Genomic DNA, 24,178 nt, shown 5'->3' with positions numbered 1-24,178 from the left:
TGAGTCTGCTCTTTTTTTATTTGCTATAGCGTTTAATTAAACACAATGTTTTCGCTGCCTGGCGCAGCTTTAAACTCGACAATGATTTTGTCGCAATCGGCTTTAATCTCATCACTAAAGTTTTCTTCAGCTCGCCAACGTGCTGTATCTTGCTTAAAAATCTCTTTTTTAGAGTATTTTTTGCGTGCATCGTGAGTCGGCATTTCTTTAACAACGTTATACATTTTATAAATACCTGGGTACGCTAGCGTTAAATCTCGCTCATCTTCAAAAGCGTACTGAGACATTAAAACCCAAATCCGTAAACAGCCTTCAGAGTACTCGCATTGCTTTTCAGCCATTGCACGAGCAATTAAATGAATGCTATCTGCAAGTTTAGCGTTTCGCTTTAAGCGCGACTGCTTAAGCTTTTGCTGTTGCTCTGCTTGCTTTTGCGCAATTAACTTTTTTTGCGCGTTAAGCTTATAGAGTAACTGACCTGCATAAAATGCTAAGCCAGCAATAATAACAGCACCTACAAACAAGGCTACAATCACTGCGGTACTCATTAAGCGCCCTTACTATTTATCGTCATCATCAAGCCACTCATTGGCTAAATCATCTGAAAGGTATTTATCGAAATCTGAGTTACCGTCGCTTTCGACGTTGTCTTCAAAATCATCTTCAAACTCGTCTTCGTCTTCATCTTCGATACCTAGTAACTTACATAGCACTTGGTGGCGTGCAATACGGCTATTAAAGTACTTTGCATCTTTACCCGTCAGCATTTCACCTTGTTCATGGCGCTCAACGAGCTTAAGTAAACGCTCATCGTTTTCAAGCGCTTCAAGCTCTTGCTCTGGCGTAAGCTCTGGCTCTGTCACCTTTTTAAGCTCAACTGTTGGCTTTAAGTTACGCTTCATTTCTACTTGCGGCTGTGGTGCACTAGCCACTAAAGGCACCGCTTTTTTACTGCCCACACGTTTATCTTTCGGTGCTGAACTTACTTTTTTAGTGTCGCTATCTAATAGCTCAGGTGCATTTCGAGAGCCAGGCTTAGCGCCCTTTGGCTTTTTAACACGTTGCTCTTTTAACGCACGCATTTCTTTAAGCTTATCTTGGCTTAAACGAACAGGGCCGTTTGAAGGAATTTTGCGTGATTTTTTCTTTCTACTCATATCTTGATCATCTCACTTAAGAGGTTTTGAGCGAGGCACATAACATGAGCATCGCAGTGCTGGCCTAGCCAGAAGAATTCGATTTGCGCATTAAAGCTTGGGTTGCTTGTTGAATTAGCGCATTAGCTTATTGCTAAACGGTGGGTATTGTAACAGGACAAATAAAAAGGCGGTAGAGAAAACATCTCTACCGCCTACTAATCTGAGCGCCATTATCTGGACACTTCTCCCTTCGACTTTTTTAGTCTTTATTATTTTTATTATTATCAGTCCGTATTGTTATTATTTTAACCTTCCTTGTTACATTCCATTTTGTTTTTATTATTTAACTTCCTTGAGATTTTATTATTTACGGTCATCCTGACACTTTCTTGTTATTTCCTTTAGTAGCACCTTCAGTGTGCTATTCAGTCGTGTCGCGCCATTTTCCTTTAGCATTATCCATGTTGTTATTGTTGTTTTGCGACAGTGGTTAATTTACCCGTTAATATTTTTGTTACAACTGGTTTATATAATTTTTCTTACATAGAACACATACAAAAAACAAAAAGTCACATTTAAACAATGAGATAACTGTAAAAATAAATTTAAAATAAGTTATTTCGTACAAAACAGTATGGCAAATATCTCACAAACTAAAGGGTGATATCGTTAAAATATGGACACAAAAAAAGCAGCGTGAGCTGCTTTTTAATCATATTACATAGTATTACATTAGCTAACGCTAGATAAATACGACTTTAGTGTAAGCCACCTAAGTACTGAGAAAGCACTTCAATATCTTTATCAGTTAGCTTTTTCGCTATATCTTGCATCATACCGTTATGATCGTTTTTACGGGTACCATCACGGAATTTCTCTAGCTGAGCTTTAATGTACTCTGGGTGCTGGAAAGAAATTTTAGGAAACTTAGCAAGTGACGAACCGTTGCCTCGCGGACCATGACACGCCGCACAAGCTGGAATACCACGTTCAGCATCACCTGCTTTGTAAAGCATTTGGCCAACTTCAACCACGTCTTTAGGGGTGGTACCTTCAGTCATATTCAATGAAGAAAAATAAGCAGATAGGTCTTTCATGTCTTGCTCGCTAAGTGGCATTGCCATAGCGCTCATCACAGGATCCATGCGGCCTTCTTTACCGCCTGAAGTCATACCTAATTTTAAATCCTTAAGCTGTTTAAGGATGTAATCTGGGTGCTGGCCTGCAAGTTTAGGGTAAATATTAACCGGTGCATTACCGTCTGGGCCGTGACAAGCCGCACACGTTGCTGATTTTTCTTTACCTGCGTTTACATCGCCATCAAATGCTGTTGCGTTGCTTGCTGACAACGCACCAAGCAATATTGTTAAAGATAGTGCTATTTTTTTCATGGTGAATTCTCTGTTTCCGACCCTGTATCATCTACAATATGGATGTTGTAATTTATGTATTCTACACGATAAAAAATTCTCTGGCACGTTTTCTACTCATATTAAGCTTATAATTTATAGGGTTTTGACCTAGATTAAGCTTTAAGCTGCTTTAATGGTGCCATTTATAGCGTTTTTAGGTGTTTAAATACGCTTTTTAATACATCCTTTATAGTATAAAATACGCGCCCTGAGTGAATTTAGCTCAATAAGATTAACTTTTACGTTTTTAGGAGAGCCTGTGCTCAAATCTCGTATCAAATATAATACTGCGTCTTTTGTAACAAGCGCGCCAGACATCACTAAATTACCTGCTGATACGGGAATTGAAGTCGCGTTTGCAGGTCGTTCTAATGCCGGTAAGTCGAGTGCTCTTAATGCACTGACAGATCAAAAACTTGCACGTACCAGTAAAACGCCAGGTCGTACGCAGTTAATCAACACTTTTGAATTAGGTGAAGTGGATGATATGCGTTTAATTGACTTACCTGGTTATGGCTTTGCTAAAGTACCTATTGAAATGAAAAAGAAGTGGCAAAAGTCACTGGGTGAATACCTACAAAAACGTCAAAGTTTAAAAGGCATTGTGGTATTAATGGATATTCGCCACCCGCTAAAAGATTTAGATAAAGATTTAATTAATTGGGCTATTGGCAGTGAAATCCCTGTATTGGCGCTTTTAACTAAAGCGGATAAGCTCAAACAAGGGGCGCGTAAAGCACAAGTACTACAAGTACGTCGCGAATTAAGTGAACTAGACGGTGATATCACTGTTCATGCATTTTCATCACTTAAAGGGACAGGTTTACCAGAAGTCGCTAAAAAGCTAGATGAGTGGTACTTAGGGCCAATCGTGGCTGTTGCACCACAGCCAAGTGATGAAGATAACTCAGACGCTTAAAAATAAGCATCTACGAGAGATAAAACTTTTCACCTGCAGATTTTATAAAATAGCCACGCTCATCAGCGTCGGCTATTTCAGCCCACTGATAAAACACACTTCGTGATACCCGCGCGCAACACCCATAAGGCAATTGCAAATAAGGCACGGCTGCAGTTTTATAGTTTTGTATATAAATAGGCTGCTCAGCACTGACTAACCATTGCCGTGCTAAATTATCTACACAACACATAACCTGCCCTTGCGCTGTGTTCTCTATATGCCAGCTTACGATAACGAAAGGCGCATCTTGTACTTCTATCGCTATTTTTTCGATGGGTGTTTTTAAGTAAAACTGCTTACCTTCTTTGCATAAAACGCTGGCAAACAGTTTTACCATAGCCGGGCGAGTAATTTCGCTGCCATCATAAAACCACAGCCCTTGTTCGTTTATAATAATTGGCAGTTCACCACATTGGGTAGGCTGCCAACTATCAAACGGTTTGCTAGGCTCGCTTAATTGCTTACTAAGCGCCGTTAATGAGATCACTGTTTTTTTAATGTCAGCGCAAAGGTAACCGGTACAGCTGTAGCAACTGCTGGCAAACCTGCTAATTGCTGTAGCTTTTTAACGCCTTCGGTCACACCAAAGTCTTTGCTATTTACAATTACGGGTGTAAACGACGATACGCTTAGATCACCATTTTCTGCACTGCTAACAAGTACATTTATTTTTAATGGTTTTTTATTACCATGAAAATCAAGCTCTGCATCAACCGCTTTTAATACATGCTGGCCCGGCTTTTTAATATTACTTAATTGCTTTTTTAAATCCGCGGTTAAAACTGCATGAGGGAATTTTGCCGCTTCAAATACAAATTGAGTTAAACGTTCATTGCGAATAGGGATCAGTGTTTCTGCAGAGGTTAAGTCTATATTTACACTAAAAGCACCGCTGTCTGAAAGTGTTCCTTCTAGGTTAGTAAAATGATGCGCCTCAGCAATGGAGTCTTTTTTTATAGAAACAAAACTTAATTGGCTTTTATCATTAACGAGCTGCCAATCAGCATGAGCGGCATTAGACAAAACAAGACTAGATAACGATAAACCTACAACGGCTAACGCTTTAAACATAACGCACTCCTTAAATTTAAATGAGAATAATAGCGCTTTCGATACTATCACTTGAGGTATATGCATACCAACTCAAAATAAACAATAAAGGAAATTGAAAGGAAAAAACGACCTGCTTAAAACAAGCAGGTCGGTATAGCAAACTGGGGAGAAGCTATCAATTTGTTGCACCTTTTCAGATGCATCATCAACAGGATGTCCTACAGGATGAGGACGGGCGCACTTTAGCAAAAGCGCGCATAAAAATACAATGATATTCCGCCAAAATAGTTCGAATTGACGAACATATAACTATTTAATACAAATAGTTGCTTAATTTAACCTACTTTTAACTAAACTTTGTTTACACTTAGAAATACTTATATCGATTCGCTTAATAAAGTGGTCAATGTTGAGGTTGGAAAAACGTGTTGATAGCTAGGTAAAAAATTCGCTATTTAGAGGCAATAAAAAAGCGCCTTGCGGCGCTTTTGAACTATAAGTATGTTTTTAGGTTAATGGGCTTGTTCCCAGTTTTCACCTTCGTCAGCTTCTACAATCAAAGGGACATCTAAGCTAGCCGCTTGCGACATTAACTCACAAATTTGCTTTGTATATGCTTGAGCACAATCAGTTTTAATCTCAAAAACCAACTCATCGTGTACTTGCATAAGTAATTTAATGGTATTAGGGGCTTGCTCATTAACCCAGCTATGCACGCTCAGCATTGCTTTTTTAATAATATCAGCAGCTGTGCCTTGCATTGGTGCATTGATTGCTGCACGTTCGGCGCCTTTACGACGAGCTCCATTACGTGCATTAATTTCTGGTAAGTGTAAACGACGGCCAAAAATAGTTTCTACGTACCCGTTTTCAGCCGCTTTCTCACGCGTTGTTTCCATGTACTCAAGTACCCCAGGGAAACGCTCAAAGTATTTATCTATGTAGTGCTGCGCTTCGTGGCGTGGCACATCAAGTTGACGCGCTAAACCAAAGGCCGACATCCCATAAATTAAACCAAAGTTTACTGCTTTCGCTTTACGGCGCATATCTGTGGTTACCTCATCAAGCTCAACACCAAATACTTCAGCAGCGGTGGCACTGTGAACATCTAAACCGTTTGCAAAGGCATTTAGTAGTCCTTTGTCTTGCGATAAGTGCGCCATAATACGCAACTCAATTTGGCTATAATCGGCCGCCACAATTTTATAACCTGGTGCCGCTACAAATGCCTCACGTATACGGCGCCCTTCTTCTGAGCGAATAGGAATATTTTGTAAATTAGGATCGGTAGAACTCAAACGACCTGTAGCCGTAACAGCCTGATGATAAGAAGTATGCACGCGCTGTGTTTTCTCATTAACCATCAATGGTAATTTATCGGTATAGGTTGATTTAAGCTTAGACAAACCTCGGTGCTCAATAATCACCTTAGGCAATGGATAGTCATGGGCAAGTTCTTGTAGTACTTCTTCAGCCGTTGAAGGCGCACCTTTAGGTGTTTTTTTAATGACTGGCAGCTCAAGTTTTTCAAATAAAAGTACTTGCAGCTGTTTTGGCGAACTTAGGTTAAATGGTTCGCCCGCTATCTCAAACGCTTCTTTTTCAAGTTCAAGTAAGCGCTCGCCTAAACGCTGGCTGTGCGCCGCCAGCATGTTGCTATCAATTGCTACGCCGGTACGTTCAATATCAGAAATAACATTCACTAATGGCATTTCTATGGTTTCAAATACTGACTTTAATTTTTCATCAGCTTCTAATTTTGGCCAAAGTACTTGGTGTAAACGCAGTGTAATATCGGCATCTTCTGCGGCATAAGGCGCAGCTTGCTCAAGCTCAATTTGATTAAAGGTAAGCTGCTTTTTCCCTTTGCCGGCAATATCTTCAAAGCTAATGTTTTTATGGCCTAAGTACTTAAGTGCTAATGAATCCATGTCATGGCGAGTGCCCACGCTATTAAATACGTACGACTCAAGCATAGTATCAAACTTAATGCCATTGAGCTCATAGCCTGCATTAGCCAGTACGCTCTTATCGTACTTTAGGTTTTGCCCTACTTTAGCTTTGTTAGCATCGGCGAGGATTGGCCCAAGCTTTTGCATTACATATTCAAGGCTTAATTGCTCTGGTGCACCCGGGTAGTCGTGTGCAATAGGTAAGTAAGCTGCTTCGCCTGCTTTTACAGCAAAGCTCATACCTACTAACTGCGCTTGCATGTAATCAAGGCTGGTTGTTTCGGTATCAAAGGCAAATAACTCAGCGTTATTTAACTGCTCTATAAGCGCATCAAACTGTGACTCGCTTAAAATAGTTTCATAATGTGCGTCTTCTACTTGTGGCAGCTCATTTGCTTGTGTAGGCACTGCTTTTTCTGCATCTTTTGGATTATCAAGTAGCTCAGCTAACCAGCGGCGAAACTCACACTCACCATACAGTGTAATCAGCTCATCTTTATTTGGCTCTTGTAATTTAAAGGTATCTAGGTCTGACTCTACCTCAACATCACATTTAATGGTGGCAAGCTCATAACTAAGTGGTAGGTGATCAAGAGCATTTGCTAGCTTTTCACCAATCTTGCCTTTAATGTCGCCGGCATTATCAATGACACCTTGGAGCGATCCATATTTTTGCAGCCATTTAACAGCTGTTTTAGGTCCACACCCTTCAACACCAGGGATGTTATCAACCTTATCACCCATTAACGCTAAATAGTCGATAATTAGCTCAGGACCCACACCAAATTTTTCAACAACAGTTTGAGGATCTGAAATGCTGTCGGTCATGGTGTTTATTAGCGTCACATGCTCGTTAACTAGCTGAGCCATGTCTTTATCGCCTGTAGAAACCAATACATGGCGCTTTTGCTCAGTCGCTATACGCGAAAACGTACCAATAACATCATCGGCTTCAACACCTTCAATACTAATTAGCGGAAAGCCCATTGCTTTAATAATGCTGTGTAGTGGCGCTATTTGCGTTCGTAAATCGTCAGGCATTGGCGGACGATTAGCTTTATACTCGCTATACATATCGTTTCTGAACGTTTTGCCTTTGGCATCAAACACCACCACCATGTGGCTCGGATCATATTGCTTGATCAAACTTTTAAGCATGTTTACCACGCCATAAATAGCACCTGTTGCTTCACCTTTAGAATTGGTTAGGTGCGGTGGAGAATGGTAAGCACGAAATAAATATGATGAGCCATCAACTAAAATTAGCGGGTTTTCGGGGATCTGAGCCATGGTGAATTTGGATCCTAAATACAAAAAAGTAATATTATTACAAGCATGCCATAAGGTTATGAATAAAACGACAGTGAATTACGCTTAGTAACCATAATTATTGCAGAGCAACCTGTGGATAACTTTGTAGATAACAGCCACGAGCTATTCCTCCAATACATAATAATATGCTTAGAAAAATAAATAACTGCTTGTTTTGTTTAAAAAAGATAATACGAGGTTCTTTTTTTATTATTTTAAAACCAATGTGGAAAAAGGTTTTCTAACTGATACATCCGCTGTTAGTCACTTGAGTTATTTGTATCCATTTAAATAACCGGAGGAGTATTCTAGCATAATGGATCAAAGATCATAGCGATCCTTTATAATTTTTTTTATAAGCACACTGGCAAAAATGGCATAAACCGCAATACAACTTGCACTGCGAATACTTTTTAAGCTAAAAAATTATTTTAGTGTGTGTTTTGCCCCGTGTTAAACTTCACCCAAACTACTTATTTAAAATACTTAAGGAGCACAAAAGCATGAAAAAGATAGCTGTAATATTAGCCGGCTGTGGTGTGTACGATGGCAGTGAAATAAACGAAGCAGTATTAACATTGCTGCACATTGTTAAAAACGGTGCCGCATATCAATGTTTTGCTCCTGATATAGAACAACTTCACACTATTAATCACCTCACTGGTGAAGAAATGCCAAGCAACCGTAATGTACTCACTGAGGCAGCACGTATTGCCCGTGGTGATATAAAATCATTAAGCGAATTAAAGGCATCTGAATTTGATGCGTTAATCGTACCTGGCGGCTTTGGCGCCGCTAAAAACTTATGTGACTTTGCTGTTAAAGGTGCTGATGCGCAAATAAACGACCTAGTATTAGAGGCCTGTAAACAATTTGCCAATGCCCAAAAAGCGGCTGGCTACATGTGTATTGCACCGGCGTTAATTCCGTTTATATATCCCCATGCTACTTTAACCATAGGTAATGATGAACAAACCGCGAGCGCTTTAACCCAGCTAGGCTCTACTCATGCAGCCTGTGCTGTTGATGACATTGTGGTTGATGAGGACAATAAACTCGTTACTACCCCTGCCTATATGCTGGCGCAGTCTATTTTAGATGCCGATGTGGGGATCGAAAAACTGGTTAAAAACGTACTAGCATTAGCTTAAATAGTGATTTACTAAGCCACCGATTATAAATATTTGATTAACCGCAAACATCTATTTTATTGCGCTAACGCAAAAATTAGCCAATTTTATTGATAAAAACACCAGTGGGCGTTTTATAAATTGTTACACAAAGGTATAATCGGTTTAATTTCCGTCATCTATAATCGTGATTGATCACGTTCAAATCGAAGTGAGCAAGGCAAAATGAAAAAACTATCAGCTGCAGCATTACTAGTGCTAGCAACCACCGCATACGCACAGCCATATGATAACTCTATGACTGAAGATGCGATTAAAAAACGTTTAGCACCAGTTGGCGCTGTTTATCTTGAAGGCGAGAAAGCTGCTGCAGCCGCAGCGCCTACTGGCCCTCGCTCTGGTGAGCAAGTGTACCAAGGCGCATGTTTTGCCTGTCACGGTACTGGCGCACTAGGTGCACCTAAATCAGCTGATGACTGGGCACCGCGTATCGCTAAAGGTAAAGATGTGCTGCTAGAGCACGCCATCAACGGTTTTAATGCGATGCCGCCAAAAGGAACATGTATGGATTGTTCTGATGATGAAATTAGCGCAGCCATTGATTTCATGACAGCTAAATAATTTAATTAACCCTCTGATAAATCAGGTGATTAATTTTAAAAAGGTCTATTTTTTAATAGGCCTTTTTTTATTTCTGCACTAATTTTTAGTTGCTGTTTTAGGGCATTAGTTACTTGACGATCGCAACTAAAAGTGAAATTATACGTTTAATAAACATACAATAATAAAATAATATGATTCATGTCATTGGAAGATAAGCCCGCTGACCTAAGTAAACTAGCGCACCAAAATAAACGTCTTAAAGCGCTATTAGAAAAGTATAAGCAATCTCACCACCTACAAAATGCCCTGATCCAGCTATCAGAGCAGGCAAGTTCTGTTGCCGAATTAACCTTACTTTACCCCGCTATCCATGACATTTTACAAGCATACCTGCCTAGCAAAAGCTTTTATGTGGTGCTTGCCAATCAATATACTCAAGCCCTTGAACTTTCTTATTTTTGCGATGAAAAAGATGGTATATCAGTCGCCCTCAATCAAGATAATAGTTTTGAAGAAGGCGCTACAGGCTACGTTTATAAGCTTGGCAAAACCACCTGTTTTACCAAACAAGAGATGCAAAGCGCTGCACAAAACGGTTTATTTAAAGCACTTGGCTCCCCTGCTGAGTATTGGGTTGGTGTCCCTATCTATCAAGAACAAAATATTATTGGCGTACTTGCTGCACAAAGTTACGATAAACACCAAGATTACAGCAGCCAGCAAGTGCATTTGCTTGAAGTTATGTCTTTATATTTAGCGACAGCCATAGAGCGGGTTAAAAAAAGGGAGTTACTAGAATCGGAAGTAAAAATTCGTACCCGTGCACTTACACAAAGTAATGATGCGTTAAACCTAGAAATTGAACAACGAAAACGCGCACTACAACGCCAACAAATTTTGTTTAAAATATCGGAGTTGGCAACGCAAGCGCAAAACTTAGATGATGCCTATGTAAAAATTCATCAAATAATAAAAACCATTACATACGCAGAAAACTTATACATTGCACTTTATAACAAAAAGACTGGTTGGATTAGCTTCCCGTACTGTGTGGATGAATTTAAAGACAACACCGAGCCTAGGCAGTTTGCAAAAGGTTATAGCGAACTGGTTATTAGTAGCGAACAAACTCAACTTATTCATCCCAGTAGAGCCAAAGAACTATTAGAAAGCGGTCAAGTGCAGCGTAATCAACCTATTCCAGAAGAACAAATGGCTACCAGCTGGTTAGGGGCACCGCTTAAAACATCGCAGGGGGTTATCGGCTTAATTGCATGCCAAGCGTATAATGATAATCATATTTTTAGCAAAGATGACTGTGAGCTTATTACATTTGTATCGCATCAAATTGCCACGGTTTTACAAACAAAGCTAGCCACCCAAGCACTTAAGTCTAGCCATCAGGAGTTAGAGTATAGAGTTAACGAAAAAACAAAAGCGCTGCAACAAGCTAACCTACATTTACAGATGCAAATTGATGAACGCGAAAAAGTAGAACAGCAACTTTATCATGATGCACATCATGACTCATTAACGGGCCTCCCTAATCGCAGCCTGTTTTTAACCCAGCTAGAAAAAACACTGCAGCATTACCATCGTTTTCCTGAACATCACTTTGCTGTTTTATTTATTGATTTAGATAAGTTTAAAGATATAAACGATCAATTAGGCCATCAAGCTGGTGATCAATTTTTAATAAGTGTGGCTGATTTATTTTCCCATTGTATTCGCGAACACGATTTACTCGCTCGACTTGGTGGTGATGAATTTGTAATTTTGCTTACTCACTTAACAGAGCTACAACAAGCAGAAGATGTGGCTAATCGTATTATTAATATAATGAAAAAACCCTTTTGCAGTAAAGGTACCTGTATTCAAAGTGGTGCAAGTATTGGTATAACGTACTCAAATTCGAGCTATCAACACACCGATGAAATTATTCGTGATGCCGACGCTGCTATGTATTATGCTAAAAATGCAGGGCGTGACCGGTATGAGCTTTTCCACCCACTATTAACGCAAACACTAACAAGTACAGAATCTCCAGCACAGCACCACCTTGATTCACTCCCGATGAGCTTTAGAAGCGCAGGTATTATAAACCTTGATGAGCAACAGCAACCCGAATCACTATTTGAAGCATTTGGTGAACACCCTATATTAGGCTGTACCAGTTTTGATATACTAAAAAAGTTTGCAATCGACAAAGAGCAGCACCTACAGGTTGAATTAGAGCTATTACAACACGCCTACGCCCATGGCTTAGCAGCAAATGTGGCAATGATATTATTGCCATGCTCAGGGTTACTATTAGAAGCGCTTAAATTTAATTTATTTACTGAGGTATTAAGTAAACTGCAGGGGCAAAGCCAACTGTGTTTATTATTTGATGACCAAGAAATACGTTATGCCTGTGCCAGTCAGCTAGAGAACCTTAAAAAGCTCTCACAGTTTGGCTACAGCATTGGCTTAAATAACTTTGCAAAAGATCGTTGTGAGCTAAATGCACTGACCGACATCAACTTCGATTATGTACTACTTAGCTCAACATTTAGTAAACGCGTACTGCAACAAGAAAGCTTTAACTTACAATTACAAGGCGTATTAGCAATCACTCAGCTTAAAGGCATAAAAGTAATAGCCAAAGGACCTTCTATACTCAACTTTAGAGCCTTGCTTGATAAATACGGACTAAACTTATTTGTTGCTAAGCAGCAAGGCTTATCGGAGCCAGTAGCGGCTAATAACAACGCCGCGCAGTTTATTAACTAGGCTTTTTAAGCATCGCCCTTAAGTTAGCAACCCGTGCTTGGCCTTTTTCCATGCGCTCAGCTTGCGAACTGGGGGCTTTTTTGTTTTCAAACGCTAAGTCATCTTGTGGTAACTCTTGCACAAAGCGGCTTAGCTCTGTTTGCGAGGTTTCACCAAACTGACGACGTATTTTTGCATACGTCAAGGTCAGCTCTTGCTGGGCTCGTGTGATCCCTACGTATGCTAAACGGCGCTCTTCATCTACGTTTTCTTCGTCAATACTTACTTGGTGAGGCAATAACCCCTCTTCCATACCGACCATAAACACGTACGGATATTCTAAACCTTTAGATGCATGCAAAGTGAGTAACTGTACCGCATCAGACTCATCCTCTTCCTCGTTACGCTCTAGCATATCGCGAAGCGTTAATTTGCTGACCACTTCAGGCAAGGTCATCGGTTCGTTATCGGCATCGCCTGTGAGCATATCAGTGATCCAACGATACAGCTCAGAGACGTTTTTCATGCGCATTTCTGCCGCTTTAGCACTTGGCGATGACTCATATAAGTACGCTTCGTAGTTAATGTTACGAACTAAGTCTTTTACTGCTTCAAGTGTATCGCTACGCACTGCGTTATCTGAAAGTTCAACAACCCAACGTGCAAATCCCGAAAGCGCATTTAAGCCACGGCCTTTAAGTCGGTAGCCTAAATCGTTATCAAAACAAGTGGCAAATAAACTTTGGTGCTTTTCGTTTGCAAGCGTTCCAAGCTTTTCAAGCGTGACTGTGCCTATTTCGCGACGCGGCGTATTAACAATGCGTAAAAAAGCATTATCGTCGTCTTGGTTAACCAGTAAGCGTAAATACGCCATAATATCTTTAATTTCTGAACGCGAAAAAAACGACATACCCCCACTAATTTTATAGGGTATACGGTTACTCATTAATGATTTTTCAAAACCGCGTGCCTGGTGATTACCGCGATACAAAATAGCGTAATCTTTATAGCTGGTGCGCTTCATAAATTTATGCGAAATTATTTCAGCAACCACTCGCTCGCACTCATGCTCTTCATCCCTGCAGCCAATCACTTTAATTGGCTCGCCGTAGCCAAGCTCACTAAATAGCTTTTTTTCGATATCGTGCGGGTTATTGGCAATTAAAATATTTGCTGCTTTAAGGATACGCTGGGCACTGCGGTAGTTTTGCTCAAGCTTTATGAGTCTTAGACCTGGGTAATCTTTACCTAACAGTACCAAGTTTTGGGGGCGAGCTCCGCGCCACGAATAAATAGATTGGTCATCATCCCCTACCACAGTAAAACGCGCTCGCTCGCCTACTAATAACTTAACAAGCTGGTATTGGCTGGTATTGGTATCTTGATATTCATCCACCAGCAAATACCTAAATCGCTGTTGCCAGCGCTCTCGTGAGGTGGCATTGCTACTAAGTAATAAGGTTGGGATCATAATTAAATCGTCAAAATCCAGTGCATTATACGCTCGCAACTGATTTTGATAACGCGCGTAAAGCTGCGCAAATAACGCCTTTTGTGCATCGCGCGCTTCGCGTATAGCTTGCTCTGGCAAAATTAATTCGTTTTTCCAGCTGCCTATTTGCATTTTTAATAGATTAAGTAGGTCTTTGTCTTTTTTAAGCTCGTCTTCGGTTAGCTCACCTAGTAACTGGTTAGTATCTTGGTCATCAAACAGTGAAAAACCCTCTTTAAAACCAAGCGTTTTGAGTTCTTTTTTTATTATTTCAAGCCCAAGGGTATGAAAGGTTGATACCCATAACCCTTTTGCCTCTTGCTTATTAAGCGTTTGCAATACACGCTCACGCATCTCTTTGGCCGCTTTATTGGTAAACGTTACCGCCGCAATATTACGTGCTTTGTACTCGCACTTTTGCACCAAATAAGCAATTTTGTTAGTGATTACACGCGTTTTACCTGAGCCTGCACCCGCGAGTACTAAACACGGACCACTAATATATTTTACTGCTTCATCTTGTTTTGGATTGAGTTTCATAACGACCATGGAGTTTTAAAAGGCAGCTAATTTTACCGTAACCACAGATACAGGCATAGCCATTAGATTAATTAATTCCATTGGGGTGATCATGTATTAAATACCTTAGGTATAAGGTAATATTAGTCATTATCATTTTAGGGCAACAGCAAGGGACGATTATGATCAATCCAGCAAAACTTGAAGAAATTGCTAAGCAAATCACAAATAACATGCCGCAAGGTGTAAAAAACCTAGCAGATACACTGGAAGGTAAAACCAAACAAGTTTTACAAAATAAGCTGGCTGAAATGGACTTTGTTAGCCGCGAAGAATTTGATGTGCAAAGCCAAGTACTTATTCGTACTCGTGAGAAACTCACTGAGCTTGAAGCAAAAGTTGCGTTACTAGAGCAACAACTAAATGCTAAAAATAACGCCGAGTAGCACGTATTTACATATGCATACTCAGCCACAAAAAAAGCAGCCAAGGCTGCTTTTTTGCTTTTAACTTTAATATCTACTCACTATGTATTAAACAATGCATCTAATACATAGTATTGCAGTGGTTGTTGCTGCGCCAAACTCACAGCACACATTTTTTGCGCCACTTGCTTGCCCGTAATAGGTTTATAACGCTTTAAAAAAGGAAGTTGGGTAATAACAGGTAACACAAATGCGCCTATTTGCTCAGCTAAACGTGTATCGCTTCGCTCACCCATTAATAAAGACGGCTGGAATATACTGACTTTTGCAAAGCCCAGCGTTTTTATGTGCTGCTCAAGCTCGCCTTTCATTTTTAAGTAAGGGCTTATGCTATGCGCACTCGCGCCGCTGGATGACACCAAGCAATAATGGCTCACTGCATTGTTTGCTGCCATTTGCGCCGCAATAAACTGATAATCAAAATCAACTTTACGTTGCGCCGCGGTTGAGCCAGCCTGCTTTTTAGTCGTGCCTAAACACGAAAAAAGTACATCCCCTTTAAATAACGCGCAGTAGTTAGTTAAACAATCAAAATCAATCACCGGATTAATAAGCTTAGAATGTTCAACCTCCAGCCTACGGCGAGTAATAGCAACCACTTTACAAAACTCAGGATTTTGCAGCAAAAGCGCTAATAGCTCACTCCCCACAACCCCTGTTGCCCCTATGATTATCGCCGTTTTAGTCATTACTTAAATTACTCACAACCGGCTTTAGCGAGTACATGAGCAACAGCTTTTTTATACACATCGCCTTCTTCGTCAGCACAGGTTACTACCGATGATAAGTCATGTAAGTGGCCGTTTTCTAATCCATACACCCAACCGTGTATTGTGAGCTCTTGCCCTTTATCCCATGCATCTTGCACTATGTTTGTTCTACACACATTGCGTACTTGCTCAATAACATTTAGTTCAATTAAGCGACTTAAACGCTGTTGCTCATCCATTGCATTAAGCTGCGCTAAGTGTTTTTCTTTTACATCCCCGACATGGCGTAACCAGTTATCAATAAAACCAAATTTAGCGTTATTTAATACCGCTTGAACACCGCCACAGCCGTAGTGTCCCACCACCATAATATGTTTTACTTTAAGTACCTCTACCGCGTACTGCATTACCGATAAACAGTTATGGTCAGTATGTACTACTACATTAGCCACATTGCGGTGTACAAATAGTTCACCTGGTAATAAATCAACAATTTGATTTGCAGGCACCCGAGAGTCTGAACACCCAATCCATAAATATTCAGGATTTTGCTGCATTGACAAAATTTTAAAAAAATCAGGATTTGCTTCAGTTGTACGTGCAGCCCAACGCTTATTATTTTCGAATAAATTCTTTAACTTTCTCATTGCATCTCTTTTTAAATCAAGGACGGAAATTACACCCAATAAAAATAGCTAAAGGCGTTATCTTATTGCGTACTAGCAAGAATCAAAATGTTGCGAGGGGTTAATTGCTTCTCACAAAAGGTTGTCACAGAAACCGTGTAACCTTGCTGTTGCAAATATAAAGCACGATCGAGCACAAGCCAAACTTCTATTGCTCTTCTAAACACATGTCGAACCAGTTCGATTCGCTCTGTTACTTTTTTACGCGCCTTACCAATTAATAAAAACTTATCGTAATCTGTGTTTTTAGGGATGTTTATCGATTTTTTATCACTCGCCCATGCACAAAATTGTGCAAATGAGTCTGAAAATACAGCTTTGTTAACCGATGGCACACTTACGTAAAACTGCTCGTTAGTAATAGACTTTCGAAGTGCGTCAAACCCTAAGCGCCATTCCACCTCGGTTTTTCGTATTTTAGCTACACGTGAAGGGGCTGTAACCGTTTCTTGCAGCGCCAGTTTTAAATCACGATGCGTTAAATTGAGCTTACTAGTAAGGGCAGGCTCGCTCATTGCCTGGTAATTATTGTCAGTAAATAAGTGATAACAACACGGCGAAAAGCTAATGCGTTTAACTCCTGCCTTACTTGCTTGTTGCATAAATGTTTGATGCAGTGCGCCACACGCATGCAGTGCAACCGCATGTGTATCTGTATTAAAAAAGTGGCTTATATCATCTTCAAGTACATTTGCTTGGCTAAATTGCATAGCTAAACCTTGCTGCTGAGCACTGTGCTGACCTTGCTCACATAGGTGTGCTTGTAGCTCAACACTGCGCACACTTTGCGCGCCATTAAAAGCAAGCATGCGTCCTAAATGCCCTTTACCGGCGCACCACTCTAAAACAGGTTGTGTTGTATATGGTAATGCTGAAACAAAGTCTTGCAGTTGCTCAAACTTACGTCCTTTAATACCGTTACTTATCCAAAACGGGTATTCGCTACGATGATGCTGATTTTTTGGTAAATCACACAGCCCAGCTAGTTGCTCTACCCCTTTGATAAACGGGCTAAAAAATTGATAAAGCTGTTGCTGATCGTTATCAAGCCTTGCTACATCCTCATCTGATAAGTTATGTAACACCGCTTGAAGCTCAGGCCACGGTAATTCATCAAAATCAAATGCTGTACATTGCCAATATTCGCGGGTATTCATTAGCACTGCATCGAGTGCTGCAAACTGCTCAGCTAGGTTCATAACAACTTAAAATAGTAAAAAGGCGGTTAATTATACCAGCTGCGCAGACCAGCATTAAGTGGTTATTTTTTTGCGAGTATTAAACGCAAATAAAGCGGGATTGAAATAATACTTACAATAAAAGCGGCTATTAGCATCCACGACAGTTGTAATTGCTCCGGCTCTTGGTATTTATAAACAAATCTCGCTTTGTGCTCGTTAAATTGGGTTTGCTTAATACCGTAATAATCTGCAATTAAGCGCCATTTGGCCATCGACATATTCCCTAATTGGGTCGTCGGTGGCAATATGTAGTCTTTCAATACTTCGGCCTCGTAGGCTAGCTGATGAAAACTTTTGTTTGGCGCATACAATTGCTGAGTAATTGCTATGGCTTCATCCATATTCATTAAGGCATAACGCCACCCTTTTAAACTCGCTTGATAAAACTTTTCGACCGTTTGTGGGTGCTTTTTAAGCATTGATTCGCTGGTAAATAGCACATCACCGTATACATCCATACCATAACGCTGCGGACATATAAGGCGGTGTGACACCCCTTGCTGCGTCATAAAATAAGGCTGAGTTGTAATATACACTTGCATTGCATCAAGTTTGTTTTCTTGCCACGCTTGCAGTGCAGGCTCATCGCCTTCAAAAACTTCTAAAGTCGTTGTGTCAATGCCGCTGCGTTTTAGCATGACTAACAGCTCGGTACTGTCTTTTTTACTTACCTCGGTAATACGTTTAGCGGTAAAATCGCGAGGGTGAAAAATATCAGAGCTGTCTTTTACCATCCAACAGTATGGGGAAAATTGCAAAATAGCCGCCATTGCAACAAGCGGTTGGCCGTTTACTCTTTGTTGTAAAATACCCGAATGCGCCACCCCAAACTGAGCTTCTCCAGTTGCTACAGGAGTAAAAGTATCAGGCATTTTAGGATTGGCTTCGCGTATGGTGACATTAAGTCCGGCGTCTTTGTAATAGCCTTTTTGCTGAGCCATGTAATAGCCGGCAAACTGAAATTGGTGGGTCCATTTAAGTTGTAAAGTGACTGATTCTTGAGCCATTAGTTGGCTGCAAAAAAGCAAGCTTGCAAGTATTAATCCTTTAATAAGCAACTGAGTGTTCCAAATAGTAGTAATTAGTTGTAACTATATTTAAAACACACAATAAAGCAAGCATGCAAAGGTGCATACTTGCTTATGAAGCCTTAAGCTGAGGCTACGTTGTCAACGTTTGAGCTGTGTGGCTGAGAGGTTAAAAACTGCGTAAAACACGGGTTATGTGTTTCGTCTTGCACACTGTAACCTAAGCGGTTTAAATGCTCGTTAAACATCTCAAATTGGCTAGGCTCAATAGCAAAGCCCGCCAGTACATTTCCGATTGAGCCACCATGATTACGGTAATGGAACAAAGTAATATTCCAATTACTACCTAAGGTATCTAAAAAGCGTGCTAGCGCTCCTGGGTATTCTGGAAATTCAAACCGTAATAACCTTTCGTGCAACTGCTCCGGCGCTTTGCCCCCTACCATATAACGTACATGTAATTTTGCGAGTTCGTTATCTGATAAATCGCAAAATTGGTAGTCGTTGTTAGTTAGGTCTTGTTTTAGCTCGTTGAGTTCTTGCTCACCTTGGCGCAGGGCAATACCCACAAATATTTGTGCTTCACCTGGGCCTGCATAACGGTAGTTAAACTCGGTAATAGCACGGCCACCTAAAGATGCACAAAACTGCTTAAAGCTGCCTTTTTCTTCTTTAATCGTTACCGCAAGTAACGCTTCGTTTTTTTCACCAAGCGCGGTGCGCTCTGCTACATAACGTAAGCGGTCAAAGTTTAAGTTAGCTCCCGAAAGCACCGCTGCTAAATGCAGCCCTTTTAAGCCAGATTGTTGGCTCCACTTTTTAAGCCCTGCGGTTGCAAGGGCCCCTGAGGGCTCCGAAATTGCACGAGTAGAGACAAAAATATCTTGCATGGCGGCGCAAATTTCATCGCCACTGACAGTTACAACTTCATCGCAAAATTTTTGCGCTAGGCGAAATGTTTCACTGCCAATAATTTTAACAGCAACACCGTCTGCAAAACTGCCAACGCGATCAAGCTCTACTGGCTCACCCGCTTTAAGCGCAGCTTGTAAACACGCGCTTTCGTCGGCTTCTACGCCAATAACTTTTATATCGGGACGTAATGATTTGATATAAACCGCCATACCAGCAAGTAAACCACCACCGCCAACAGGTATAAATACCGCATCAAGCTCATTGAGTTGCTGCATAAGCTCGCGGGCTACAGTGCCTTGCCCCACAATTACGTCTGGGTCATCAAAAGGCGGTACAAATACGCCATTACGTTGCTCTGTTAGTTCAAGAGCGTGCGCTTTTGCTGCATCAAAATGATGGCCATGTAAAACCACTTCACCGCCCAGCGCACGTACCGCACTAACTTTTATTTCAGGCGTGGTAACAGGCATAACAATAGTGGCTTTATGGCCAAGATGTGAAGCACTAAGCGCCACACCTTGTGCATGGTTACCCGCAGATGCCGTAATAACTACCGACCCTTTTGGTAACTTGTTTAATTTATTATAAGCACCGCGTAGTTTAAACGAATACACGGGCTGTTGATCTTCACGCTTTAACCAAACATGGTTGCCTAATTTATCACTGAGGTCGCGCATTTCGCTCACCTCAGTTACTTTAGCCAGCGGTTCCATATTGGCTTGAATAATAGCGCGAAAATAATCGAGCTCTTGAGAAACCATAATTAGCTAAGCTCCTCCAATTTGGCTAAATCACGTACTGCGCCTTTATCGGCACTGGTTGCCAGTAATGCATACGCTTTTAATGCCGACGATACATAGCGGTCACGATCAAGCGGCTTGTACGCTTGCTTACCACGGGCTAGTTGCTTTTGTTTGCGCGCTTCTAGCTCTTCATCAGTTAATGCCAGGGTGATTTCACGTGTTGCGATATCAATAATAATTTTGTCGCCATTTTCAACATACGCAATAGCGCCGCCACTTGCCGCCTCTGGCGACACATGGCCAATTGATAAACCAGAGGTGCCGCCCGAGAAACGGCCATCGGTGATCAAGGCACATTTTTCAGCAAGACCTTTTGATTTTAAGTAGCTCGTTGGGTATAGCATTTCTTGCATACCAGGGCCGCCTTTAGGGCCTTCGTAACGAATAACCACAACATCGCCGGCTTTTACTTCGTCGTTTAAAATGCCTTCAACCGACTCATCTTGTGACTCGTATACTACAGCGGTGCCTTCAAAATGCAGCATTTCGTCAACAACGCCTGCACTTTTTACAATACAGCCATCAACCGCTAAGTTACCAGACAGCACAGCCAAGCCGCCATCTTGCCTAAATGCGTGCTCAACACTGCGGATACAGCCGTTTTCACGGTCGTTATCGCCCTCATCCCAACGGCACTCTTGGCTCATTGCTTTGGTAGTACGAATGCCCGCAGGGCCTGCACGATAAAACTTTTGTGCAGCTTCGTTATTTGGATCTGTGGCATCCCATTTTTTAACAAGCTCACCCATCGTCATACCCGCAACATGATTTACCGATAAATCAACTAAACCGGCTTTACCTAGCTCACGTACAATTGCCATCATGCCACCAGCGCGGTGCACATCTTCAATATGGTATTGCGCTGTAGCAGGCGCCACTTTACATAAAAAAGGTGTTTTACGAGATAGCTCGTCAATGTGCGACATATCAAAATCTACACCGGCTTCTTGTGCGGCTGCTAATAAATGCAATACGGTGTTAGATGAACCACCCATAGCAATATCAACCACCATAGAGTTCATAAAGGCTGTTTTGTTAGCAATAGCGCGAGGTAACACATCGTGGTTATCTTTTTGGTAGTACTCACGGCATAAATCAACAATGCGAGCACCCGCCTCTACATATAACTGCTTGCGATCTTTATGGGTTGCAAGCGTTGTACCGTTACCCGGTAGTGCAAGGCCAATAGCCTCTAATAAACAGTTCATTGAGTTTGCAGTAAACATACCTGAACACGAGCCACAGGTAGGACACGCAGAGCGCTCTACTTGCTCAGAATCGGCATCACTGACTGTTTCATCAGCGCCTTTTACCATGGCATCAACTAAATCGAGCTTAATATCGATGTTCGCAAGTTTTGTTTTACCCGCTTCCATTGGGCCACCCGATACAAAAATAACCGGTATATTTAAGCGCAGCGCGGCAAGCATCATGCCTGGGGTGATTTTGTCACAGTTAGAAATACAGATCATCGCATCGGCGCAGTGGCCGTTAACCATATACTCAACAGAGTCAGCAATTAAGTCACGCGAAGGCAGTGAGTAAAGCATGCCGCCGTGGCCCATTGCGATACCATCATCTATTGCAATGGTATTAAATTCTTTTGGTACACCACCTGCTTGAGTGATTGTTTCAGCCATTAGCTCACTTAACTGATTAAGGTGCACATGCCCTGGTACAAATTGCGTAAACGAGTTAACTACAGCAATAATAGGTTTACCAAAGTCGGTGTCGGTCATGCCTGTTGCGCGCCATAATGCACGTGCGCCTGCGCGTTTACGTCCTTCAGTTGTTGTTGCACTTCTTAATTTAGCCATAGTTACCTCTGTTTTGCCGCTGTGTAAGCGGGCATTCCTCATTCTAAAAATTGTTGAGTTACTGAATGTTGTATTCAGTAACGCGTAAATGTGTTTCGTTGGCAGTTACACTGCTTGTTGCTGTAAATTTTCTAAACTGATTTCTTTCACGTCGACCAACTTGTTTAGCTGGCTGGTTAATAAGTGAATAGGCTTATCGCTATCGACCGTCATTGCTATCGTATATTGAGCTTCATCTGTATTAAGCTGAAAATGCGTAAGGTCAAAACCACGGTGACGCACAACACGTAAAAAGCGCTCCACCGCAATACTTTGATTTTTCAATGCAATTGTTAAGCTGTGTTTCATTGTGCTTTCTCCGTAATCATTTCGTCATTTGCAGCCCCAGGTGGTACAAGCGGCCATACATTTTCTTTATCATCTATACAGGCATGTAAAATATACGGGCCTTTGCTATTAACTAATGCTGTTATTGCATCGTCAACTTCGTTGGCTTTGGTGATCGTTTGCCCAGGAATACCAAATACTGCGGCTAATTGAACAAAGTCAGGGTTATCTGACAAGTTAGTTTCAGAGTAACGACCTTCAAAAAACAGCTCCTGCCATTGACGAACCATACCTAAGCGCTGGTTATCTAATATTAGTATTTTTACTGGTAAATTATTACGGCGAATAGTGGCAAGCTCTTGGATGTTCATCATGATTGAGCCATCACCCGACACAGTTATTACAAAATCGTCTGGGCGCGCCACTTGTGCGCCAATAGCCGCTGGTAAACCAAAGCCCATAGTGCCTGCGCCACCACTACTTAAATGGTTGCTCGGATGGCTAAATTTCATGTGTTGCGCTACCCACATTTGGTGCTGACCCACATCGCAGCAAACTACGCCTGTTTTTGGCATACGCTGGCTTAATTGGTTCAATAAATACGGGGCAAATACTTTTTCGCCTGGGTAATCGTAACGCCAAGCATGCTTACTATTCATTTCTTTATTTTTATCACACCAAGCTTTAGGTGTCGCAAAGCACTCAAGAGCCGGTAATGATGTTTTTAAATCAGCAATTAATGACGCTTTAGCAGGTTTACGTTTACCAACCTCAGCCGCATCAATATCTAAATGAATTACTTTTGCTTTGGCTGCAAATTTGGCTAAGTTGCCGGTAACGCGGTCATCAAAGCGAGCGCCTATACACACTAATACATCACACTCTTGGACTGCAATATTAGCGGCTTGTGTACCATGCATGCCTAGCATTCCTAAGTAGTGCTCGTAATCAGGTAATACACTGCCTAACGCTTTTAATGTTGATACCGCTGGCATTTGTGTTTTGTTTAAAAACTGCATTAACTCATTTTGTGCATCAGCGGCTTGTACACCGCCACCAACATACGCAACAGGCTGCTTTGCCTCACTTAATAACTGATTTGCAATGGCCACTTGGTCTAGATCAAGCTGCGGTAAATATTCATCAGCGGCTAACCAAGGTTTAAAAGGCACTTGCGCCATTTGAATATCTTTTGGGATATCTACAAGCACTGGGCCTGGGCGACCACTTTGAGCTAAGTGCATAGCTTCTTGTAATATTTCGGCTAAATCTTCTGCTCGCTCTACCATGTAACTGTGTTTTGTACACGAAAGCGACATACCTAATACATCTACTTCTTGAAATGCATCTGAGCCAATAGCGGCAGTAGGTACTTGGCCAGTAATTGCTAACAATGGCACTGAATCCATCATCGCATCGGCAAGTGCTGTTATTAAGTTAGTAGCGCCTGGCCCTGAGGTAGCAAAACACACACCTAATTTTCCTGTGCTGCGAGCATAACCTACAGCGGCAAAGCCAGCGCCTTGCTCGTGGCGAGTAAGGTAATGCTTTACAGGCGCGCCATACAGCGCATCGTAAATGGGCATAATAGCTCCGCCAGGGTAGCCAAATACTTCATTTACGCCGTGCTTGGCTAATAAATCGATTGTTAGTTCTGCGCCTGTCATTAATAAATCCTCATTCCTCAGTGACAACCCAATTACATACTTACTTAAAACTTATAGCTAAAATCTTTAAAACTTTGTGCTTAAAACTAAAAAGCCCTCCGAACGGTTAGGTGCGGAGGGCTTTTTAATGCTTAAGTTTATAGCACTACGAAGCCCTCGCGGGAATAATCACCACG

20 protein-coding genes are annotated in these 24,178 nt (G+C 41.4%); 5 read left to right on the top strand and 15 right to left on the bottom strand.

Going from position 1 to position 24,178, the window contains the following annotated elements:
- Positions 1-32 precede the first annotated feature (32 nt).
- The 3 genes from WDB87_RS01440 to WDB87_RS01430 all read right to left on the bottom strand — a co-directional run bounded on the left by WDB87_RS01440 (position 33) and on the right by WDB87_RS01430 (position 2,530).
- Complete coding sequence (locus WDB87_RS01440; protein ID WP_286245921.1) at positions 33-548, bottom strand: DUF2489 domain-containing protein; 516 nt, start codon at positions 546-548, stop codon at positions 33-35.
- 12 nt (positions 549-560) lie between these two features.
- On the bottom strand, positions 561-1,157 hold the full coding sequence (yihI, locus tag WDB87_RS01435; RefSeq protein ID WP_337848799.1) for a Der GTPase-activating protein YihI: 597 nt from the start codon (positions 1,155-1,157) through the stop codon (positions 561-563).
- Positions 1,158-1,897: 740 nt separating this feature from the next.
- A complete protein-coding gene (locus tag WDB87_RS01430; RefSeq protein WP_286245919.1) occupies positions 1,898-2,530 on the bottom strand; it encodes a c-type cytochrome in 633 nt (210 codons plus the stop codon).
- A gap of 280 nt (positions 2,531-2,810) precedes the next feature.
- On the opposite strand from WDB87_RS01430, the gene yihA reads away from it, so the two are divergent.
- A complete protein-coding gene (gene yihA, locus WDB87_RS01425; protein ID WP_055017789.1) occupies positions 2,811-3,470 on the top strand; it encodes a ribosome biogenesis GTP-binding protein YihA/YsxC in 660 nt (219 codons plus the stop codon).
- Positions 3,471-3,480: 10 nt separating this feature from the next.
- Here yihA and WDB87_RS01420 read toward each other — a convergent pair whose 3' ends face one another.
- From WDB87_RS01420 to polA, 3 genes are all read right to left on the bottom strand, one after another.
- Complete coding sequence (locus WDB87_RS01420; protein ID WP_337848798.1) at positions 3,481-3,999, bottom strand: DUF1285 domain-containing protein; 519 nt, start codon at positions 3,997-3,999, stop codon at positions 3,481-3,483.
- Positions 3,996-4,583: a YceI family protein gene (locus tag WDB87_RS01415; RefSeq protein WP_337848797.1), complete on the bottom strand. Its 588-nt coding sequence runs from the start codon at positions 4,581-4,583 to the stop codon at positions 3,996-3,998. The genes WDB87_RS01420 and WDB87_RS01415 overlap by 4 nt, the downstream gene beginning before the upstream one ends.
- A gap of 494 nt (positions 4,584-5,077) precedes the next feature.
- On the bottom strand, positions 5,078-7,807 hold the full coding sequence (polA, locus tag WDB87_RS01410; RefSeq protein ID WP_286245916.1) for a DNA polymerase I: 2,730 nt from the start codon (positions 7,805-7,807) through the stop codon (positions 5,078-5,080).
- 524 nt (positions 7,808-8,331) lie between these two features.
- On the opposite strand from polA, the gene elbB reads away from it, so the two are divergent.
- From elbB to WDB87_RS01395, 3 genes are all read left to right on the top strand, one after another.
- Positions 8,332-8,979, top strand: a complete 648-nt coding sequence (gene elbB, locus WDB87_RS01405) for an isoprenoid biosynthesis glyoxalase ElbB (protein ID WP_337848796.1) — start codon at positions 8,332-8,334, stop codon at positions 8,977-8,979.
- 204 nt (positions 8,980-9,183) lie between these two features.
- Positions 9,184-9,579: a c-type cytochrome gene (locus WDB87_RS01400; protein ID WP_286245914.1), complete on the top strand. Its 396-nt coding sequence runs from the start codon at positions 9,184-9,186 to the stop codon at positions 9,577-9,579.
- Between the two features lie 180 nt (positions 9,580-9,759).
- Positions 9,760-12,333: a diguanylate cyclase domain-containing protein gene (locus tag WDB87_RS01395; protein ID WP_443197899.1), complete on the top strand. Its 2,574-nt coding sequence runs from the start codon at positions 9,760-9,762 to the stop codon at positions 12,331-12,333.
- Here WDB87_RS01395 and rep read toward each other — a convergent pair.
- The gene (gene rep / locus WDB87_RS01390; RefSeq protein ID WP_286245913.1) at positions 12,326-14,344 is read right to left on the bottom strand and encodes a DNA helicase Rep; all 2,019 of its coding nucleotides are present in this window, start codon (positions 14,342-14,344) and stop codon (positions 12,326-12,328) included. The genes WDB87_RS01395 and rep overlap by 8 nt on opposite strands.
- Before the next feature lie 161 nt (positions 14,345-14,505).
- Between rep and ubiK the strand changes: the two genes are divergently transcribed.
- A complete protein-coding gene (gene ubiK, locus WDB87_RS01385) occupies positions 14,506-14,769 on the top strand; it encodes a ubiquinone biosynthesis accessory factor UbiK (RefSeq protein ID WP_286245912.1) in 264 nt (87 codons plus the stop codon).
- An 80-nt stretch (positions 14,770-14,849) separates the two neighbouring features.
- On the opposite strand, the gene WDB87_RS01380 is transcribed toward ubiK, so the two are convergent.
- The 8 genes from WDB87_RS01380 to ilvG form a co-directional block, all read right to left on the bottom strand.
- Positions 14,850-15,497 carry an NAD-dependent epimerase/dehydratase family protein gene (locus WDB87_RS01380; RefSeq protein ID WP_337848795.1) on the bottom strand — a complete coding sequence of 216 codons (648 nt, stop codon included), beginning with the start codon at positions 15,495-15,497 and terminating at the stop codon, positions 14,850-14,852.
- 8 nt (positions 15,498-15,505) lie between these two features.
- Entirely contained in the window at positions 15,506-16,165 is a 660-nt protein-coding gene (gene can / locus WDB87_RS01375) for a carbonate dehydratase (protein WP_286245910.1), read from the bottom strand.
- Positions 16,166-16,227: 62 nt separating this feature from the next.
- A complete protein-coding gene (locus tag WDB87_RS01370) occupies positions 16,228-17,403 on the bottom strand; it encodes a methyltransferase (protein WP_286245909.1) in 1,176 nt (391 codons plus the stop codon).
- Positions 17,404-17,465: 62 nt separating this feature from the next.
- Positions 17,466-18,452 carry an ABC transporter substrate-binding protein gene (locus tag WDB87_RS01365; protein ID WP_337848794.1) on the bottom strand — a complete coding sequence of 329 codons (987 nt, stop codon included), beginning with the start codon at positions 18,450-18,452 and terminating at the stop codon, positions 17,466-17,468.
- A gap of 143 nt (positions 18,453-18,595) precedes the next feature.
- The gene (gene ilvA / locus WDB87_RS01360; protein ID WP_286245907.1) at positions 18,596-20,149 is read right to left on the bottom strand and encodes a threonine ammonia-lyase, biosynthetic; all 1,554 of its coding nucleotides are present in this window, start codon (positions 20,147-20,149) and stop codon (positions 18,596-18,598) included.
- Between the two features lie 2 nt (positions 20,150-20,151).
- Positions 20,152-22,008, bottom strand: coding sequence for a dihydroxy-acid dehydratase (ilvD, locus tag WDB87_RS01355; RefSeq protein WP_337848793.1), 1,857 nt, complete (start codon positions 22,006-22,008; stop codon positions 20,152-20,154).
- A 105-nt stretch (positions 22,009-22,113) separates the two neighbouring features.
- Positions 22,114-22,356: an acetolactate synthase 2 small subunit gene (gene ilvM, locus WDB87_RS01350; RefSeq protein ID WP_004589295.1), complete on the bottom strand. Its 243-nt coding sequence runs from the start codon at positions 22,354-22,356 to the stop codon at positions 22,114-22,116.
- On the bottom strand, positions 22,353-24,002 hold the full coding sequence (gene ilvG / locus WDB87_RS01345) for an acetolactate synthase 2 catalytic subunit (RefSeq protein ID WP_337848792.1): 1,650 nt from the start codon (positions 24,000-24,002) through the stop codon (positions 22,353-22,355). The genes ilvM and ilvG overlap by 4 nt, the downstream gene beginning before the upstream one ends.
- Positions 24,003-24,178: the final 176 nt, after the last annotated feature.

It is taken from the genome of Pseudoalteromonas sp. C12FD-1 (assembly GCF_037414265.1).
GTDB lineage: Bacteria > Pseudomonadota > Gammaproteobacteria > Enterobacterales > Alteromonadaceae > Pseudoalteromonas.
This window is presented reverse-complemented; position numbering and strand designations above follow the sequence as displayed.

What these genes read in the sequence shown, in the direction of transcription:
- WDB87_RS01440 (WP_286245921.1), bottom strand. Translation starts at nt 548, where the DNA reads ATGAGTACCGCAGTGATTGTAGCCTTGTTTGTAGGTGCTGTTATTATT.
- yihI (WP_337848799.1), bottom strand. Translation starts at nt 1,157, where the DNA reads ATGAGTAGAAAGAAAAAATCACGCAAAATTCCTTCAAACGGCCCTGTT.
- WDB87_RS01430 (WP_286245919.1), bottom strand. Translation starts at nt 2,530, where the DNA reads ATGAAAAAAATAGCACTATCTTTAACAATATTGCTTGGTGCGTTGTCA.
- WDB87_RS01415 (WP_337848797.1), bottom strand. Translation starts at nt 4,583, where the DNA reads ATGTTTAAAGCGTTAGCCGTTGTAGGTTTATCGTTATCTAGTCTTGTT.
- polA (WP_286245916.1), bottom strand. Translation starts at nt 7,807, where the DNA reads ATGGCTCAGATCCCCGAAAACCCGCTAATTTTAGTTGATGGCTCATCA.
- elbB (WP_337848796.1), top strand. Translation starts at nt 8,332, where the DNA reads ATGAAAAAGATAGCTGTAATATTAGCCGGCTGTGGTGTGTACGATGGC.
- WDB87_RS01400 (WP_286245914.1), top strand. Translation starts at nt 9,184, where the DNA reads ATGAAAAAACTATCAGCTGCAGCATTACTAGTGCTAGCAACCACCGCA.
- WDB87_RS01395 (WP_443197899.1), top strand. Translation starts at nt 9,760, where the DNA reads ATGTCATTGGAAGATAAGCCCGCTGACCTAAGTAAACTAGCGCACCAA.
- rep (WP_286245913.1), bottom strand. Translation starts at nt 14,344, where the DNA reads ATGAAACTCAATCCAAAACAAGATGAAGCAGTAAAATATATTAGTGGT.
- ubiK (WP_286245912.1), top strand. Translation starts at nt 14,506, where the DNA reads ATGATCAATCCAGCAAAACTTGAAGAAATTGCTAAGCAAATCACAAAT.
- WDB87_RS01380 (WP_337848795.1), bottom strand. Translation starts at nt 15,497, where the DNA reads ATGACTAAAACGGCGATAATCATAGGGGCAACAGGGGTTGTGGGGAGT.
- can (WP_286245910.1), bottom strand. Translation starts at nt 16,165, where the DNA reads ATGAGAAAGTTAAAGAATTTATTCGAAAATAATAAGCGTTGGGCTGCA.
- WDB87_RS01370 (WP_286245909.1), bottom strand. Translation starts at nt 17,403, where the DNA reads ATGAACCTAGCTGAGCAGTTTGCAGCACTCGATGCAGTGCTAATGAAT.
- WDB87_RS01365 (WP_337848794.1), bottom strand. Translation starts at nt 18,452, where the DNA reads ATGGCTCAAGAATCAGTCACTTTACAACTTAAATGGACCCACCAATTT.
- ilvA (WP_286245907.1), bottom strand. Translation starts at nt 20,149, where the DNA reads ATGGTTTCTCAAGAGCTCGATTATTTTCGCGCTATTATTCAAGCCAAT.
- ilvD (WP_337848793.1), bottom strand. Translation starts at nt 22,008, where the DNA reads ATGGCTAAATTAAGAAGTGCAACAACAACTGAAGGACGTAAACGCGCA.
- ilvM (WP_004589295.1), bottom strand. Translation starts at nt 22,356, where the DNA reads ATGAAACACAGCTTAACAATTGCATTGAAAAATCAAAGTATTGCGGTG.
- ilvG (WP_337848792.1), bottom strand. Translation starts at nt 24,002, where the DNA reads ATGACAGGCGCAGAACTAACAATCGATTTATTAGCCAAGCACGGCGTA.